We start from the raw sequence: 17,908 nt of genomic DNA, 5'->3' as shown, positions 1-17,908 counted from the left end.
CATAAAGCTTAACCTTTCAGGTCTAGGCTGGAGGGTTTAATTATCCTTCCAGTGGCGCAGAAATTTTTCTCAACCCTCGGAAGGTAACTTTCGGGGGTTTTTCATTTAAAGACCCCGAGCAATGAATCATCGGCAATGTTGCCAAGTACAATTTGAAATTAGAAAACTAAACGGGATAAACCATGAGTGACAACAACAGACTTCGTATCGCAGTGCAAAAATCAGGTCGCCTTAGTGACGACAGCATTGCTTTGTTAAAAGCCATTGGCATCAAACTACAAATACGGGATCGTTTGTTGATTGCTCATTCAACCAATCAGCCCATCGACCTATTATTAGTGCGTGATGACGATATCCCTGGATTAGTTATGGATGGCGTAGTTGATTTAGGTTTTATTGGCGAAAACGAGTTAGAAGAAAAAATGCTTGAGCGCCAAGCCGCGGGTAAACGTCATGACTATAAAGAATTACGTCGTTTAGATTACGGTGGCTGTCGTTTGTCTATTGCTGTCCCCAATGAGTTTAATTATCAAGGCGTGCAATCATTGATTGGTAAAAAGGTTGCAACCACCTACCCCTTTTTATTGGAGCGCTTTTTCAAAGAAAACAACGTTAATGCCCAAGCGGTCATGTTAACGGGTTCGGTTGAAGTCGCGCCACGCGCCGGCGTTGCAGATGCTATTTGTGACTTGGTCTCTACGGGCGCCACGTTAGAAGCCAATGGCTTACGTGAAGAAGAAGTCATTTTTCGCTCTAAAGCAATTTTTATCCAACGTTCAGGTGAATTGACCGAGGCGAAACAAGCCTTGATCAATAAGTTATTGCCACGTATCGATGGTGTGATCCAAGCAAAAGAAAGCAAATACATCATGTTACACGCGCCCAAAGCTTACTTAGAACAAGTTAAGACCTTGTTGCCCGGTTCTGAAAACCCAACCGTATTGCCGCTTGCGGGTAACGATAACATCGTCGCAATCCATGTGGTGAGCCCAGAAAACTTATTCTGGGAAACTATGGAAAAACTTAAAGCATTGGGCTGCAGTTCTATACTCGTTATGCCCATTGAAAAGATGATGAACTAGGAGCACGAAGTAGTCATGCAAAAGTGGTCAGCGCTAAATACCGAACAACAACAAGCTTTACTCAGTCGACCTGCCATGGCCGATACGGCTAAGCTAAGTCAAATTGTTGCGGATATTATCCAGCAAGTAAAAGAACAAGGCGATAAAGCCTTATTCGCTTTAACTGAACGTTTTGACGGTGCCAAGCTCAGCCAATTAGCGATTGCTGAATCGGCGATGCAAGACCTTGAAGCTCAGCTTGAGCCCAAAGTGAAGCGCGCCATTGAGCAGGCCTATGCCAATATTAAACGTTTTCATCAGGCCCAATATCCAAGTGACGTCAAAGTTGAAACCTCGCCTGGTGTATTATGTGAACTTAAACACACGCCATTATCCTCTGTCGGTTTGTATATTCCAGGCGGCAGTGCGCCCCTGCCTTCTACCGTATTAATGTTAGGGGTAACGGCACAAGTAGCAGGTTGCGAACGCAAAGTATTATGCACGCCGCCCAACAAACAAGGTGAAATTGCCCTTGAAATTCGCTATGCAGCAAAACTATGTGGCATAGATGAAATCTACCTAGTAGGCGGCGCCCAAGCGATTGCAGCCCTTGCCTTAGGTACCGAATCGCTAAGCAAAGTTGATAAAATTTTTGGTCCGGGTAATAGTTTTGTTACCGAAGCTAAACAGCAGGTCAGCCGCATTCCAGCGGGTCCCGCTATTGATATGCCCGCAGGTCCTTCTGAAGTACTGGTTATTGCAGACGCTAAGGCTAATCCGATTTTTGTTGCGGCAGATTTATTATCGCAAGCAGAACACGGTGCTGACTCTCAAGCAGTGCTAGTCTCAGATAGTGCCGCATTAATTGACGCAGTTAAACTACAAGTCAGCCAACAACTAACTACTTTAAGTCGCCAAACAATTGCCGCACAAGCCGTGCAACATAGCCGTTATATTCTGACCGATTCAATAGATGAAGCGTATGAAGTCAGTAACGCCTATGCGCCTGAGCACTTAATTGTGCAAGTAGAGCAAGCTCGTGACGCACTGCCAAAATTAAAAAATGCCGGTTCTATCTTTGTCGGTCAATGGTCACCTGAATCAGCGGGCGATTATGCCAGTGGAACTAACCATGTATTACCAACTTATGGCTATGCCCGCAATTACTCTAGCTTGGGCTTAGCTGACTTTATGCGCCGCTACACGGTTCAAGAACTCAGCTATCAAGGACTGCGTTATATCGGCAATGCCATTATGGACTTGGCCGATGCTGAAGGACTCGATGCCCACAGACAAGCGGTAGCACTGCGCCTTGATCAAGGAGTGCGCAAATGAGTCAATTACTCAACAGCCAAGTGACTACCTTAGTCGATAAGTTGGCATGCGAAAATCTAAAAGCTTTAGTGCCTTATGAATCAGCACGCCGTTTATTTGCAGCCAGTGACAACAACCAAGATGCACAGATTCCAGTGTGGCTTAATGCCAATGAATCGCCTTTTGCCAATGATTATGTCTTGGATTGCGAGCGTCTCAACCGCTATCCTGATTGCCAACCACGCAGCCTTATTAGGACTTATGCTGCTTACGCACGGGTCTACGACACACAATTATTAGTCAGTCGCGGGGCGGATGAAGGCATTGAATTACTTATTCGTGCTTTTTGTACCTCAGGCAAGGATAGGATTTTAATTTGTCCGCCTACCTATGGTATGTATGCTATTAGTGCTCAAACTTGTAATGTGGGTGTGGATATCGCGCCCTTAAATGCTGATTTCACATTAGACCTTGAAGCAATTAAAGCCTTTAAAGATAAGGTCAACGTAGTATTTATTTGTTCGCCCAACAATCCTACAGGCACCAGTGTTGCGGCAGAGCAAATAAAGCAAGTACTCACTCACTTTGCTGACTCTGCTTTAGTTGTGGTCGATGAGGCCTATATCGAGTTTGACTTAAAAAGTAGCTTTGCTCGACGCATAGCTGACTATCCTAATCTGGTTATCTTACGTACCTTATCCAAAGCATTTGCACTAGCAGGTATCCGTTGTGGTTTTACTTTGGCTAACGAAGCCATTATTCATACCTTGCTTAAAGTGATAGCACCTTATCCTATGCCAGAGCCAGTGGCCCAAATTGCCGCCCAAGCGATAAGTAGCAAAGGCGTCAGCATCATGGCAGAACAAGTTAATATTATCGGGCTTGAAAAAAACAAGCTAAAGCAGGGGTTAAAAGCCTTCTCAGAGATAGAGCTAGTTGGTGATGACAAAGCTAATTTCATTCTATTTCGCTGCGCGCAAAAGCAAGCCTTAATGGACTTTTTAGTCAGCAACAAAATGTTTATTCGTGATCAAAGTAAACAATATAGTTTGGCCAACTGCCTGCGTATTACTGTAGGCAGTGCGCAACAAAATGCGCAATTGCTAGCGCTAATTAATCAATTTTACCAAACCTTAGGGACCCCAACATGAGTCAACAAGCTATTCTTTTTATCGACCGTGATGGCACATTAGTCGAAGAGCCTGCCATTGATAAACAATTGGACAGCCTAGCAAAACTGGTTTTTGAACCACAGGTAATCCCTGTATTACTTAAATTACAGCAAGCTGGTTTTCGTTTGGTGATGGTGACTAACCAAGATGGGCTAGGCACCGACAGTTTTCCGCAAGCGGATTTTGATGCACCACACAATATGATGATGGCTATCTTTGCCAGCCAAGGGGTAAAATTTGACGATGTCTTGATTTGCCCGCATTTTGAACATGAAAATTGCAGTTGCCGCAAACCTAAATTGGGCATGGTTAAAGACTATCTGCAACAAGGTAGGGTCGACTTTACCCGCTCTTTCGTGATTGGCGATAGAGCTACTGATATTCAGTTAGCTGAGAATATGGGCATCGTTGGCATGAAATACGATCGTACAGATAATCATTGGTTGGCCATCGAAAAACAATTATTGGCTTCAACCCGCGTGGCCACTGTAGTGCGTAAGACCTCTGAAACCAAGATTGAAGTCACCGTTGATTTGGATTCAAGCGCTAAATCAAGCATTCATACTGGTATGGGCTTTTTTGATCACATGCTCGATCAAATCGCGACCCACGGTGGTTTTGAGCTGAACCTTAAAACCGACGGTGATCTACACATTGATGATCACCACAGTGTTGAAGATACCGCCCTTGCCTTAGGTGAAGCGCTGAAAAAAGCCTTAGGCGACAAACGGGGTATTGGCCGTTTTGGTTTTGCCTTACCCATGGATGAATGCCGCGCAGAATGCATTATGGATATTTCAAATCGTCCCCACCTGAAATTTGAGGCGGATTTTAGCCGCGATCAAGTAGGAGAAATGGCCACCGAAATGGTGCCGCATTTCTTTTATTCTATTGCCCAAGCCATGGGATTATCGCTACATCTGTCAACCACAGAGGGCAATGCCCATCACCAAGTAGAAAGTTTATTTAAAGTGTTTGGCCGCGCATTACGTCAAGCCATTCATAAACAAGGTGAAACCCTGCCAAGCAGCAAAGGAGCGCTGTAAGCATGAGTCAGCAAATCGTTATCGTTAATACTGGCTGCGCTAATATCTCTTCGGTTAAATTTGCTGTTGAGCGTTTAGGTGTAACAGTACAAGTCAGTGACGACTTGGCGATTATTAAGCGTGCAGACAAAGTCTTTTTGCCCGGTGTTGGCAGTGCTAATGCGGCTATGGCCAGTATTGAACAAAAGAACTTGGTTAACTGTATTCAAGGTTTACAACAACCGGTACTGGGAATTTGTTTAGGCATGCAGTTGATGGTTGAAAAATCGGCTGAAAGCTTAAACGGTTCAACCCCTTGTTTAAATCTTATTCCCGGCGAAGTAAAACGCATGCAAGTAGGCGACTTACGCTTACCTCACATGGGCTGGAATACTGTTACGCCGATAGATAACACCTCGCTTTTTAAAGGTATTCCAGCGGCAACCTACTTTTATTTTGTTCACAGTTTTGCTGTTGCGCTCAGTGAGTTCACTCTGGCCAGTTGCCAATACGGTATGGACTTTTCTGCTGCCTTACACAAAGACAATTTCTTTGGTGTGCAGTTTCACCCTGAGCGCTCCAGCGATGCCGGTGCCCAGTTATTAAAGAATTTTATAGAGTTGTAAGCATGATTATCCCAGCCATAGATTTAATAGATGGAAATGTAGTACGCCTCTACCAAGGTGATTACGCGCAAAAAACTGAATATAAATTAAACCCGATAGATGTAGTTAATGATTACGCCAATCAAGGTGCTAAGTGGTTACACATAGTTGACTTGACCGGTGCCAAAGACACCAGTAAACGTCAACTAAAATTAATCGCTGACATGGTCGCCACTAAGCGCATTTATTTTCAGGCTGGCGGCGGTATTCGCGCTGAGCAAGATGTGGCCCAGCTACTCGATATCGGGGTAAAACGGGTAGTTATTGGTTCATTAGCCGTAAAAGAGCCAGAGTTGGTTAAATCATGGGTACGCCAATATGGTAGCGAAGCCATCGTCTTGGCTCTTGATATTAACATCGATGCTAGCGGTAATAAGTTTATTGCTACCCACGGCTGGCAAGAAAACTCAGGTGTATCGATTGAAGCCTTGTTAGCAGACTTTTTATCAGTGGGCGCTCAACATGTGTTGTGTACCGATATCAGCCGCGACGGCACCCTTCAAGGCGCTAATCATCAGTTGTACGCTGAGTTAGCTGCCCGTTTCCCCACTGTTGGTTGGCAAGCCTCAGGCGGTATCGGTCAATTAGCTGACATTGAAGTGCTCAAGCCAACGGGCGTCAGCGGTGTGATACTGGGCAGAGCATTACTGGAAGGTAAATTTACGCTTGAACAAGCGATTGCCTGTTGGCAAGCATAAAGCCGATAAAACACGCTGGAAAGTAAAACAAACAACCGTGCAATAAAAAAATGGGGCTAAAATCCCTATCAAGATTGCACCTCATGGGCTGTTGCTGAATAATTCAACCCTCAAGTTAAATTGCATGGAACTTTAGGTCTGTGCTTTATACAAAACAATTACTTAATAGGAATCGATAATGGCGGCGTTTGGTACAGTGTTTATGCCTCATATGGCATTAACTACCTTCGAGAACAATCAATGGAGCCCAGCAACAACAGTAGTAGCAGATAGCATTAAATTGCATCCCGGTGCGCACGTCTTGCATTACTCGAGTACATGCTTTGAAGGTCTAAAAGCCTTTCGTCATGAAGATGGCAGTATTCATGTATTTAGAATGGACCAAAACGTCAAACGTTTCGCTCAAAGCAGTCGTTTCTTAAGTCTACCCGCCATTGATGAAGCCCAAGTATCACAAATGATCTTAGACATTGTGGCGCAGTACAAAGACGAAGTCCCTGCACCACCGGGCTCACTGTATATTCGCCCAACCCACATTGGTACAGAAGGCGCAATAGGTAAAGCCGCAGCGCCCACATCGACATCGATGTTATATGTGCTGTTATCGCCAGTGGGCGATTATTTTACTGCCGGTGCCAAAGCCTTACGTATTTTATTAGATGAAACTGGCATGCGCTGCGCTCCGCATATGGGCATGATCAAAAGCGGCGGCAACTACGCCAGTGCCCTTGGCCCAATATTAAAAGCCAAAGCCGAAGTTCAAGCAGACCAAATATTGTTTTGTCCTAAGGGCGACGTTCAAGAAACAGGTGCCGCCAACTTTTTACTAATTGATGGCAATGAGATCATTACCAAAGGCTTAGATTCTAGCTTTTTACACGGTGTAACTCGTTCATCTATTTTAACTTTAGCCGCTGATTTAGGCATGACAGTAAGTGAACGCAATATTACGGTGACAGAATTGCTAGAACGCGCAGCTAAACCAGGCGTTGAAGCCGCCCTATCCGGCACTGCAGCGGTATTAACGCCAATCGGTACCTTTATCCACAACGATAAAGAATACACCGTAGGCTCAGGTGAAGCAGGCCCAACAACGCAAAAACTACGTCAAGCATTGAACAACATTCAATGGGGCAAAGCACCTGATACCCATGGTTGGTTAACGAAAGTCATTTGAGCCTCGAGCGACTAGCTGCGAGTAAAAGAAAAGGCAAAGCATGCTTATATTTGCGCTGATAAACTTTTGTTTTTTACGGCAGACGCACGCAGCTAGCAACTCGATGTTGATTTAAATTTTTTGCTCGCAGCTCGTGGCTCGAAACTCGCAGCTGCTCTTAAGGAACTATTATGCTCGCAAGACGCATTATTCCCTGTTTAGATGTAAAAGATGGCAAAGTGGTTAAGGGCGTTAAATTCCGCAACCATGAGATCATTGGTGACATAGTGCCCCTCGCCCAGCGTTACGCTGAAGAAGGCGCCGACGAACTTGTATTTTACGATATTACCGCATCTAGCGATCAGCGTGTGGTTGATAAAAGTTGGGTTACACGTATTGCCCAAGTCATTGATATTCCTTTTTGTGTGGCTGGTGGTATTAAAACCGTTGAGCAGGCGGGTTATATTCTGGAAATGGGCGCTGACAAAATCTCAGTCAACTCCCCAGCTCTGGCCGATCCTGAACTGATCACGCGTTTACACGATACTTTTGGTCAGCAGTGTGTGGTGGTGGGTATTGATAGTTTCTTCAACGAAGCAAGCGGTCAATATCAAGTGCATCAATACACTGGCGATGAAAGCCGCACACAAGTGACCGCTTGGCAAACCGCAGATTGGGTTAAAGAAGTACAACAACGCGGCGCCGGTGAAATTGTCTTGAACTGTATGAACCAAGACGGCGTGCGCCAAGGTTACGACATCGCCCAATTAGCCGCAATTCGCCAAAGCTGCAAAGTGCCACTCATTGCCTCTGGCGGTGCCGGTGAAATGGTGCATTTTAAAAACGTATTTGAACAAGCCGATGTCGATGGCGCTTTAGCCGCTTCAGTATTTCACAAAGGCATCATCCCTATTCAAGACTTAAAGGCTTACTTGAGAGCGCAGGGAATAGCTATTAGGGATTAGGAGCAGCGGCGAGCGGCGAGCTGCGGGCTGCGGGCAACAGATAAAGCTAAAGCAGCGGCGAGTTTCGAGCTGCGAGCGGCGAGCGGCGAGCGAACGAGATATGATAAGATCTGAGCAGCGAAGTGTCTTTTGCTCTAAGCTCGTAGCTCGTAGCTCGCAGCTCGAAACTTCAACAAGGAGTGTTTATGAAATACGAAGACTTGGATGTCTGGAAGAGGAGTTATCGACTTGCTGTAGAAATTTATAAAGAATTTGAAAGTTGTCGTGATTTCAGTTTTAAAGCGCAAATTACTCGGAGCGCATTATCTGTTCCCAGTAATATTGCTGTAGGTTGGGAAAGGTACACTGAGCAAGAAAAACACAGATTTTTGTCTATCGCAAAAGGCTCAATAGGTGAGCTGAAGACCCAAACTTTGATAGCCATAGAAATTGATTATTTGACAACTGACGTTGGCAAAATGATAGCCACCGAAGCTGAAGAGATTTCTAAGATGCTCGGTGCTTTAATGAAAAATTTACATATAAAACGATGAATAGCTATATCGAACAAGATGCAAGAAACAGTTTTAGCTGTCTTTCCGCTCGAAGTTCGCAACTCGTCGCTATTTTATAAAAAATTCAACCGTAAAACGACGAATAACAATCTAGGGAAAGGTGTAAAAAGTAGTTTTGACTATCTTTTCGCTCGCCGCTCGAAGCTCGCTACTCGTCGCTGTTTTTGAGACTACTTATGAAGATTAATAAAGACAATATTGCTGAGTTGGCTTGGCAGAAAATGGATAACTTACTACCTTGTATTGTGCAAAATGCCATTAGTGGTAAGGTTTTAATGCAAGGTTATATGAACCAAGACGCCGTGGCACATACTTTAGAAACCGGCAAAGTGACTTTTTTAAGTCGCTCAAAACAACGGCTGTGGACTAAGGGTGAAACCTCTAATAACACTTTGGATTTAGTCGAAATAAGTGCTGATTGCGATCAAGATTCGATTTTAGTCTTAGCGCATCCTAATGGCCCAACTTGCCACACCGGGACTGAAACGTGCTGGTTTGATAGTGCCTCTGCAGATTTGAGCTTTATCGGTGAATTAGAGCAAGTAATTGCCTCACGCAAGGGTGCCGATCCAGAGTCGAGCTATACCGCGCATCTTTACAGTAAAGGCATAAAACGCATAGCCCAGAAAGTCGGAGAAGAAGGCGTTGAAACCGCACTCGCCGCCACGGTTAAAGACTTAGAAGAGCTTAAAAATGAATCAGCTGATTTGCTTTATCATCTGATTGTATTACTGCAAGCCAGTGACCTAAACTTAAGCGATGTGGTCAAAGTGCTCCGCGAGCGTCACGCAAAATAGATTGGTATCGTCTAGCAAGCCTTACAACTTAGGCTTGCTGCTTTTATCCCACCAACTCCACCAGCAAAAACACCACGATAGCACTAACAATCGGCCCGATAAAAAACCACGCGGGACGCACTAAAATACCAATAAGACTAGTGATATAAAACATCAACCACAACGCCCAGTGCATGGCCGAAAACAAGCCCATATACGCCAGTAACAACAAACCCGGTATGGCTTTTAAACCCACATACAGCAGACAGTGGCCTAACATAGTATATTTGGACATGGGCAAACTGCTAAAGTAAGGCTGATATAAACGCTGTAAAGCTTGCGAGTCAAACAAACTACTGGCCATCAGCAAGGCAGCACAAAAACTCAGAAAACCGGCGATATAACTTTGTGCCTCGGATTTTACCCCGCCATACATAATGCCCAACAAAATAGACATTAATAATAAAGCCACTAAACGTAAACCTTCAGAACGCGGATTGTGTAAATCTGCTTGCAGTTGCAATCGCAAGAGTCCTTTTGGCCAAGCGCCTAAATTAAACGAAAACGCAGGTATGTGGCGTTCAATCAGAATTGCTGCACACCACAACACTAAACATTGGATTTTACTCAGCTCATCTGCCATAGGAATAAGTGCTAAAGGCAGCAACAATAAACTCAGCCAAGGCAGTTTAGGCACACGTACTGCGCTCACACTGTAATAACTCACTAAGGCTACCAGCCCAATAATGGGTGCGAGCTGCTCAATAATTTGACTAAACGGCAGGGTCAAAAAGCGATCCCCCCCCTGATACACCATCAACAACAATAGGCCCAGTGGCCCTAAAACCAAAATATTCGCGCTGTATACAATTAAACCCGTTTCACACCAATGCCGCTTGCTGTGAGTAACAGCCAAACTATCAACATAGTAGCCATGCTGGGTGGCTAAAATGCCATGGCGTTGCAGTAGCATCCAACTGTATAAAAACAGCAAATAGCCCCATAAGGTATTGAGGTAAAGGGTATTCTCGCTATTGGCTTCGGATAAAATACCCCAAGCCACAAAAGGTAAAAATATTAAAGCAGGCAGTGCCAAAGGAAACAAAGCCACCAGCCCCATACTTATTTGCTTGAGACTTTCTAACCATTGTTTCAGCGACTCATTATACAGTCTGAGCCGAAACTGCCAGTAACTCATACTGCTTGTGGCTCGCTGCGCTGCAATTGAATATGCCTCACTTGTTGATGCTCAGCCGCAATCGCTTCGTGGCTGGCAATAATTACTTGTCCAGGATAATCGCTGAGCAACAAGTTAAGGGCTAAACGGGCTTTGTCATCAAGGCCATTGGCTGGCTCATCCAGCAGTAATAATGCGGGTTGATGCATGACAGCGGTGAGTAAACTTAACTTTTTGTAATTCCCTAAAGACAAATTAGCTACTTTTGTATGCCAATATTGTTTTAAGTCAAATTGTACAAGCCAGTGCTCGCTCGGTTCACAAGCAAATTGGCGCGCCTGAAAATCAACTAATTCAGCTATGCTCAAAAATCCGGGTAAGGCTACCTTAGACGCGCTAATACCGATGCGCTTTTTACTTTCTGTGTCTAATACTGACTGTTGATTAAAACTCACCTTACCCATATCGGGTGCAATCAAACCCGCCGCCAGCATTAATAATGTGGTTTTCCCGCTGCCATTAGGGCCACTGATCAGCACTCTGGGTTCGTTAATCTCTAGGGAAAAATCATTGAACACACAACGTTGTTGGTAATATTGACTGATATTTTCAAACACTAACAATCGAACTCATCCTTTGATTTTATTCCGCTGTACAATAAGGCGTATTAAAGCATTTTAGTTTTGTTGAGTACAACTCCAGTATGCTAGGCTTTGCGCGGTTTTTACTGGTCGTTTTATTATTAAAGGAAGTCATATGAAAGTCTTGTGGGCCGCTATTATTATTGTATTAGCTGGATTAGGGTTTTGGTATTCACAACCTAGTGAGCAGGTAACAGATACTGATGTTAATCAAGTTGTGCCAGTGATTTCACGTCAAGATATCCTCGAGGCCAGTGACTTAGTTGCTGGGGTTAAACAAGCTGTTAGACAACAAGACGACGCCGCAGTAAAACAGTCGTTAGAAAAAGCCATTGCCCTAGCTAAAGAAGCGGGCTTACCTCAAGAAGATATCAGTTATTTACAGTCTGATATGGCGGTTAATTATCTTGAGTTTCACGCCAAACGCAGTTTATTTAACGATGCGGTAGAACAAGCGTATTATGATTTGTACGACATTGAGCCCTTAAAAATTCAATATCCCGAAGCACAGGATTTGTTTGCGAAGGCTGATCAATTAGTCGCTGACAGAGATAAGATAATTCAACAAATAGCCGCCGAATTAGCTCAGGGAGAAAGCACTGACGAGCAAACATTACAAGCAGCTCGTCAGCTTTGGAAACAACGTTTTAATGCCAACAACTAGTTAAAATTAAAGTACGCCTGCCTGTATTTGTTTATGAGCATAATCCACCGCACGAGCGGTTAAAGCCATATAAGTAATACTAGGGTTTTGGGTACCCGAACTGGTCATGCACGCGCCATCAGTGACAAATACATTGGCAACATCATGCATTTGGTTCCATTGGTTTAATACACTGGTTTTAGGATCACGGCCCATGCGTGCTGTGCCCATTTCATGAATACAAGCACCTGGTGCCGTCAGGCTGTTATAACTTTTAATATTAGTACAACCGGCCGCTTCTAACATTTCAACGGCACATTTAACCCCATGCTCGCGCAAGGCTAATTCGTTTTCTCGCAATTTTGCATCAAAGGTAATGATGGGCATACCGTGTTGATCTCGTTCATCAAAATTAAGATACATACGATTATCATGATGGGGAAGCATTTCACCAAAACAGGTCATGCCGATATGGTAGCCACCCGGTTTAAATATTTCTTGCTTAAGACCTACCCCTACTTTTCCTTCCGGTATATTCTCAACTCGTCTTGCGCCACCTTGATAGCCAAAACCACGGCGGTAATCGCTACGCTGGGTTTGTTCATCGATATTGGTAAACCGCGGTATGTAGAAACCGGTAGGTTTGCGCCCTTGATAATAATCATCTTCATTACCCGGCCAAAAAGCAGATGCTCCCATGCCATAGTGGTGATCCATAATATTATGGCCAATTTCACCGCTGTTATTACCTAAGCCATTCGGAAAGGTTTCAGAACGGCTATTTAATAATATAGCGGTGGTACCGACGGTACTGGCATTACAAAATATAATGCGCGCCGTATAGTCAGTGATTTCACCCGAGGTCGCATCTTTAACCCGCACACCGGAGGCTTTGCCCGCTGCAGCATCATACATAATTTCCATCACAATACTGTTGGGACGTAGCGTTAAATTACCTGTATCGGTAGCAACTGGCAACGTGGCGGCCTGACTACTGAAATAAGCACCAAAAGGACAACCCCGCCAGCAACGATCGCGACTCTGACACTGCCCGCGTTTACCTTTATGGATTTCAGGATTATATTCACTTAGATTTGCCACTCGACCAGGCGTTACCACGCGATCAGGGTAAGTTTCAGCCACTGCCTCGCGGAATTTTTGCTCGACACAGTTTAAGGGGAACGGTTTTAGAAATACGCCATCAGGTACTTGCTTAAGTCCTTCAGCTTGTCCACTCACACCAACAAATGTTTCAACATAGTCATACCATGGCGCAATATCAGCATAACGAATGGGCCAATCCACACCCACACCTTCTTTAGCATTGGCTTCAAAATCAATATCACTCCAGCGGTAACATTGACGCCCCCACATTAACGAACGTCCACCGACATGGTGACCGCGTATCCAGTCAAAACGCTCGTCCTCGTTATAGGGGTATTCGTCGTCTTTATTAATTAAGTGTTTGTTATCTTCATTCACCCACCAAGCCAGACGGTTTTGTTTGGGGTAATGTTTACTAATTTCTTGCTGCGATACTTTACCTTGATTGGGCAAATCCCATTTATCTAACATGGCAGTGGGATAATCACCATGTTCAATCATTGGGCCGCGCTCTAGCACCAAGGTCTTATATCCCTTAGTACAAAGTTCCATGGCGGCAAAACCACCACTAATACCTGAACCGATAACGATAGCATCAAATTTATTATTTTCATTCATTGTTATATTGCCCACGCTTTGCCACCCAATTCAGCCAACGAAACACAAGGTTTGAACTCGCCAGGAATGGGTAAATAATTAAGGTAATGTTCTGCTATTTCTTCAGTCGACAAGTAAAAAGCCACAGTTTGCTGTTTAACATCGATGTAAGCCCAGTACGCATTATTGCGCTGAGTTTCAGGCAAAGATTCTAAAGTGAGTAACAGTGCTTCCTGTTTTTGCGTTGTCAGTGATTCAAACCTATTAGTCTTCAAGAAGGCCTTAAGTTCAGCAAAAATAGTCATAAATTTTAGTTGATAATCAGCGGGATAAGCTTGCCCAAACATATTATCCACAATGTAATTCACCCTTACTTCAGAAGCAGATGGACTGTCGGTTTTAGGTAAAATAACATCCATTAACTGGGTGATTAATTGGAAATCATCCGATGTGAAAAATTGCAGCGGAGCAGTCAATGCTGGAGCTGTTTTGACCTGCTCGCTGCACCCTGAAAGCATCATGCCAGTGATAGGAGCGCATATAGCTGTTCCTGTTAACATGGCGGTATATTTTAATATTTGCCGTCTATTCATTATGCATCTCACATACTATTGTTACGCCATCGTAGTGAAGGGGTTAACAAAAAGTTAATACTGTAATTGCATCCTGAGACATCCGGATAAAAAAATAAAGTAAAGAAATACTAATAAACCAGATATAAGTCATAACCCCAAAAAAGATAAAAGCATAGTGAAATACGACAAACTATCTAACAAACTTATCAACGTTTATATCAGTTATTCAGTCGCTGTTAAGTTAGTTTTTAGTACCTTGGTTGCTTAACGTCAAAAGTCTAGAATAAGTACTGTAGGGTATTTGATTCAGCGGGTATAAGATGTAATTCGCTACTTTTTATAAGGTACAGATAAAATGAAGTTACAACTGTTAGTGTTGGGCGTAGTGTTGGCTTTACTGAATGCTTGCTCGACTACATCACGACAAATCGTCGGTGAAAAAAGAACGCCTATTAGTCCTGAAGGTGTAATAATTTATCGCGAAAAACCAGTTAATTACGAGCAAATAGCCTTTATCCAAGCCAGTAGCAAAAACTCTTTAGCTTTTAGTGAAGAAGCGATGCAAAACGTGATCATTGACAGATTAAAACAGGAAGCGGCTAATTTAGGTGCCAATGGCGTATTACTGCAGCAAACCGAAGAGGAAATTACCGGTTCCATCGGCTCCGGCAGTGGCATATCTGGGCGTAATGTGGGGATTGGCATTGGTTTGAGTTTTCCTATTACCAATCAGTTCACTCGAGCTGTTGCCATTTATGTCACGCCACTCAGTGATAGTTTGTCAACTCAAGCTGAACCCATCAACAATGAATTAAATAAACCCTAAACTTACACTTTCCCACCGATTTTTCAGCCCTTTCAGGCTAGCTTATTTATCATCTAAACCTTTGTTATTAAAAACTTACTTAACTTTAAGGTGGCGGTTTTTTAAACATATTTCGATATTTTCCAATATCAGCTGTGATCCTCCCAAAATTTTCTGCCGTAACAATATCGCACACTAAACAACCAAAATTTTAACAAGGTATTAATATGAAAAGATTCAAAGCAATACTTACAAAAGGTTTAATAGTCGGATCATTAGCTTTCGGGCTGCTAGGTTGTAACAGTGATTCTGATGATGATGCTGTTATCCCTGAGGTGGTAGCGAAGTCAAATATACAAATTATTCACGCAGTTTATGACGCGCCTACAGTCAATGTTTTTGTCGATGGCGCGCTTTTCGGTGGTCTCGAAAATGTCGACTATCAGGGAGCATCTCCTTGGATTGAGGTCGACAGCGCTTCTTACGCAGTGCGGGTCGAAGCTAACTTACCAGGCGACAATGCCGATGTTATTAGTGCCAACGTTACCCTAGATGGCGATATGACATACAGCGTACTTGCTGTGGGGTCTGCGGCAGACGGCTCAATTGAGCCACTGATTGTAGCCAATACGAAATCGGACATTGGAGCCGGTAATGTTCGCCTGCAGGTAGTTCATGCAGCGTCGACCGCTCCAACTGTTGATGTTTACGTGACTGCTCCGATGGCTGATATTGAGGTAGAGCAACCATTAGCTACCGCAGCCTTTAAAGATTTTACCGGCCAAGTTGAAGTTACGGCAGGCGATTATCAAATTAGATTAACGCCAGCAGGAACCAAAACCGTTGTCTACGACTCAGGTACAGTAAGTCTCACTGCTGGTTCAGACCTGTTAGTGATGGCCACCACAAATACGGGTACAGGTAGTTCACCAGTGAGTTTACTTGCCAGTGATGGAACTAACTCGTTTATCTTGTGGGATGTAAATTCTAAAGCCAATGTGCGTGTTGTGCACGCGGTGTCGGATGCACCAGCGGTAGATGTTATAGCTAACAACGCTCTCACTCTTTTTAATGGCGTTGCTTTTCCTGATATTACTGGCTACGCTGCGGTGGATGCCGGTACCTACTTGATTGATGTCGCGGTAGACAGTGACAACTCAATCGTTGCCATTGATGATGCTGAAATCGTCGTTGAAAGCGGTAAATTTTACACCGCATTTGCAAATAGTGACCTTGCTACAATCGGCCTAGATTTAGTCGTCGATATGCCAAGACCTATTGCCACTGCCGCTAAAGTTCGCATTTTTCATGCTTCACCCGATGCAGGAAATGTCGATATTTATGTTACGGCTGACGGCGACATTGCCAATGTGGATCCAGCCTTTGCAGCAGTGCCGTTCACTACTCCAATGTTAGCAGAAACCGGGTATGTCGAACTTGCTGCCGGGGATTACGTTGTTACAGTAACAGGCGCGGGCTCAAAAGATGCAGCCATAGAAACTGGTACGCTAAGCTTAGCAGTAAATAAAGTTTACACAGCCATAGCGATTGATTCAGCAAACGGTCCTACCCTCTTAACGGCTGATGATTTAGCGCCGGCATTCACTGCTAACAAAACGTTCACCGTGAACTTAAGCGGCGATCAAGAAGTGCCCATGGTCATGACTGATTCTAGTGCTACTGCAACGGTACAAATTGATGAGACATTGCCCTCATTCAGCATAACACTAGACGCTAGCATGGTTGATGGTGCAACGGCAGCACACGTGCATGCTGGCACTATCGGTATGAATGGTGGGGTTGCCTACCCTTTAATTAATCAAGGAGATGGCACTTTTACTTTAGCTGCCACTGATTTGACTCAAGCAAGTCTAGCCGCATTAGAGAGTGGTCAGTGGTATCTAAACGTGCACACACCAAGTAATCCAGGTGGTGAAGTGCGCGGACAAATCGTGCCAGCAACGACAGCCGTAGTCACGTTCATGTTAAGTGGTGCACAAGAAGTACCACCCGTTGTATCAGATGCAATGGGTTATGGTTATGCACTATTTAACACTCTAAATAACGGTGTGACATTGAATGTGGTCACTACAGGTGTTGAAGACGCAACAATGGCGCACATTCATACTGGTTTTGCTGGTGTATCTGGCGGCGTACTCGTTCCACTAGTACAAAACGCAGATGATGTAAACCAGTGGTCAAGCGGCGGAGAGCTTGTATTAGAAGATGCGACTGCTATGTTGCTTCTATCAGGTGGACACTACGTTAATATTCATACACCGGCCAACCCTGGCGGTGAGTTACGCGGACAAATCACTGCTAGCAACATCGAAGTCTACGGTGTGGTTGCAACGGGTGCTCAAGAAGTCCCGGCTGTTACTACCGATGCAATGGCAACGGGTTCGATTACCTTAAACACCACCACAATGGAAATAACAGGTACCATGACTATGTCAGGCTTAATGCCAAGTATGGGACACATACATGTGGGTGCGGTAGGAGTTAACGGCGGTGTAGCAGTGCCTTTTGTCAATGCTGGCAACGGTGTTTGGACAGTTAACACCACCCTAAATGCTGACTCTATGGCACTGATGCAGGCCGGTGGTTTGTATACCAACTTTCACACTGCAGCAAACCCAGGTGGTGAAGTGCGTGGACAAATTACTTTAGGGTTTTAAGAGCAGCTGCGAGGGTCGAGTTTCGAGCGACGAGCGACGAGCTTCGAGCTTCGAGCTTCGAGCTAAAGAAATAAGAAACCACAAAGACATCCATTTCAATTTCGAATAAATTGGGGTGGATGTTTTTTTTATTGTTAAGAGCAGCTGCGAGTGGCGAGCTTCGAGCTTCGAGCTTCGAGCTTCGAGCTAGAAAAATAAAAAACTACGAAGACATTACTCTCGTCGTAGTTGTTATCTTTGCTCGAAGCTCGTTGCTCGATACTCCCCGCTAAAAAACACCTTACCTGCTAGCCTACTTTGTT

Annotated in this window: 17 protein-coding genes and 1 other annotated feature (1 of these 18 running past the window's edge); of the genes, 13 read left to right on the top strand and 4 right to left on the bottom strand. The window is 44.3% G+C overall.

Annotated elements, in window-relative coordinates; genetic code table 11:
* Nucleotides 1-102 (top strand) — a sequence feature (His leader region) (it extends 10 nt beyond the left edge of the window).
* 80 nt (nucleotides 103-182) lie between these two features.
* From hisG to hisIE, 10 genes are all read left to right on the top strand, one after another.
* Nucleotides 183-1,082, top strand: a complete 900-nt coding sequence (gene hisG, locus ABKW31_RS02210; protein ID WP_348614566.1) for an ATP phosphoribosyltransferase — start codon at nucleotides 183-185, stop codon at nucleotides 1,080-1,082.
* Between the two features lie 15 nt (nucleotides 1,083-1,097).
* A complete protein-coding gene (gene hisD, locus ABKW31_RS02205) occupies nucleotides 1,098-2,396 on the top strand; it encodes a histidinol dehydrogenase (protein ID WP_348614565.1) in 1,299 nt (432 codons plus the stop codon).
* Between the two features lie 20 nt (nucleotides 2,397-2,416).
* Complete coding sequence (hisC, locus tag ABKW31_RS02200; protein WP_348615177.1) at nucleotides 2,417-3,526, top strand: histidinol-phosphate transaminase; 1,110 nt, start codon at nucleotides 2,417-2,419, stop codon at nucleotides 3,524-3,526.
* Complete coding sequence (gene hisB / locus ABKW31_RS02195; protein WP_348614564.1) at nucleotides 3,523-4,593, top strand: bifunctional histidinol-phosphatase/imidazoleglycerol-phosphate dehydratase HisB; 1,071 nt, start codon at nucleotides 3,523-3,525, stop codon at nucleotides 4,591-4,593. Before hisC ends, hisB begins: the two co-directional genes overlap by 4 nt.
* Before the next feature lie 2 nt (nucleotides 4,594-4,595).
* Nucleotides 4,596-5,198, top strand: coding sequence for an imidazole glycerol phosphate synthase subunit HisH (gene hisH / locus ABKW31_RS02190; RefSeq protein WP_348614563.1), 603 nt, complete (start codon nucleotides 4,596-4,598; stop codon nucleotides 5,196-5,198).
* Nucleotides 5,199-5,200: 2 nt separating this feature from the next.
* Nucleotides 5,201-5,935: a 1-(5-phosphoribosyl)-5-[(5-phosphoribosylamino)methylideneamino]imidazole-4-carboxamide isomerase gene (gene hisA, locus ABKW31_RS02185; RefSeq protein ID WP_348614562.1), complete on the top strand. Its 735-nt coding sequence runs from the start codon at nucleotides 5,201-5,203 to the stop codon at nucleotides 5,933-5,935.
* Between the two features lie 178 nt (nucleotides 5,936-6,113).
* Complete coding sequence (locus ABKW31_RS02180; protein WP_348614561.1) at nucleotides 6,114-7,112, top strand: branched-chain amino acid aminotransferase; 999 nt, start codon at nucleotides 6,114-6,116, stop codon at nucleotides 7,110-7,112.
* Nucleotides 7,113-7,282: 170 nt separating this feature from the next.
* Entirely contained in the window at nucleotides 7,283-8,056 is a 774-nt protein-coding gene (gene hisF / locus ABKW31_RS02175) for an imidazole glycerol phosphate synthase subunit HisF (RefSeq protein ID WP_348614560.1), read from the top strand.
* Nucleotides 8,057-8,241: 185 nt separating this feature from the next.
* Nucleotides 8,242-8,589, top strand: a complete 348-nt coding sequence (locus tag ABKW31_RS02170; RefSeq protein ID WP_348614559.1) for a four helix bundle protein — start codon at nucleotides 8,242-8,244, stop codon at nucleotides 8,587-8,589.
* A 197-nt stretch (nucleotides 8,590-8,786) separates the two neighbouring features.
* Nucleotides 8,787-9,407, top strand: coding sequence for a bifunctional phosphoribosyl-AMP cyclohydrolase/phosphoribosyl-ATP diphosphatase HisIE (gene hisIE, locus ABKW31_RS02165; RefSeq protein ID WP_348614558.1), 621 nt, complete (start codon nucleotides 8,787-8,789; stop codon nucleotides 9,405-9,407).
* A 43-nt stretch (nucleotides 9,408-9,450) separates the two neighbouring features.
* On the opposite strand, the gene ABKW31_RS02160 is transcribed toward hisIE, so the two are convergent.
* The gene (locus ABKW31_RS02160; RefSeq protein WP_348614557.1) at nucleotides 9,451-10,584 is read right to left on the bottom strand and encodes a DUF6136 family protein; all 1,134 of its coding nucleotides are present in this window, start codon (nucleotides 10,582-10,584) and stop codon (nucleotides 9,451-9,453) included.
* Nucleotides 10,581-11,180, bottom strand: coding sequence for an ATP-binding cassette domain-containing protein (locus tag ABKW31_RS02155; RefSeq protein WP_348615176.1), 600 nt, complete (start codon nucleotides 11,178-11,180; stop codon nucleotides 10,581-10,583). Before ABKW31_RS02155 ends, ABKW31_RS02160 begins: the two co-directional genes overlap by 4 nt.
* Before the next feature lie 139 nt (nucleotides 11,181-11,319).
* Between ABKW31_RS02155 and ABKW31_RS02150 the strand changes: the two genes are divergently transcribed.
* A complete protein-coding gene (locus tag ABKW31_RS02150; RefSeq protein WP_348614556.1) occupies nucleotides 11,320-11,868 on the top strand; it encodes a hypothetical protein in 549 nt (182 codons plus the stop codon).
* 6 nt (nucleotides 11,869-11,874) lie between these two features.
* Here ABKW31_RS02150 and ABKW31_RS02145 read toward each other — a convergent pair whose 3' ends face one another.
* A complete protein-coding gene (locus ABKW31_RS02145; protein ID WP_348614555.1) occupies nucleotides 11,875-13,569 on the bottom strand; it encodes a GMC family oxidoreductase in 1,695 nt (564 codons plus the stop codon).
* A 2-nt stretch (nucleotides 13,570-13,571) separates the two neighbouring features.
* The gene (locus tag ABKW31_RS02140; protein ID WP_348614554.1) at nucleotides 13,572-14,141 is read right to left on the bottom strand and encodes a gluconate 2-dehydrogenase subunit 3 family protein; all 570 of its coding nucleotides are present in this window, start codon (nucleotides 14,139-14,141) and stop codon (nucleotides 13,572-13,574) included.
* A 337-nt stretch (nucleotides 14,142-14,478) separates the two neighbouring features.
* Here ABKW31_RS02140 and ABKW31_RS02135 point away from each other — a divergent pair, with 337 nt between their 5' ends.
* Together ABKW31_RS02135 and ABKW31_RS02130 are read left to right on the top strand one after the other, a co-directional pair.
* Nucleotides 14,479-14,949 (top strand): hypothetical protein, encoded by a 471-nt coding sequence (locus tag ABKW31_RS02135; protein ID WP_348614553.1) that lies wholly within the window; start codon nucleotides 14,479-14,481, stop codon nucleotides 14,947-14,949.
* 206 nt (nucleotides 14,950-15,155) lie between these two features.
* The gene (locus ABKW31_RS02130) at nucleotides 15,156-17,606 is read left to right on the top strand and encodes a CHRD domain-containing protein (protein WP_348614552.1); all 2,451 of its coding nucleotides are present in this window, start codon (nucleotides 15,156-15,158) and stop codon (nucleotides 17,604-17,606) included.
* Nucleotides 17,607-17,908 lie beyond the last annotated feature (302 nt).

Source organism: Paraglaciecola sp. 25GB23A (genome assembly GCF_040012495.1).
Classification (GTDB): domain Bacteria; phylum Pseudomonadota; class Gammaproteobacteria; order Enterobacterales; family Alteromonadaceae; genus Paraglaciecola.
The sequence above is the reverse complement of the archived record's forward strand: the minus strand, read 5'-3'. Positions and strand labels throughout refer to the sequence as shown.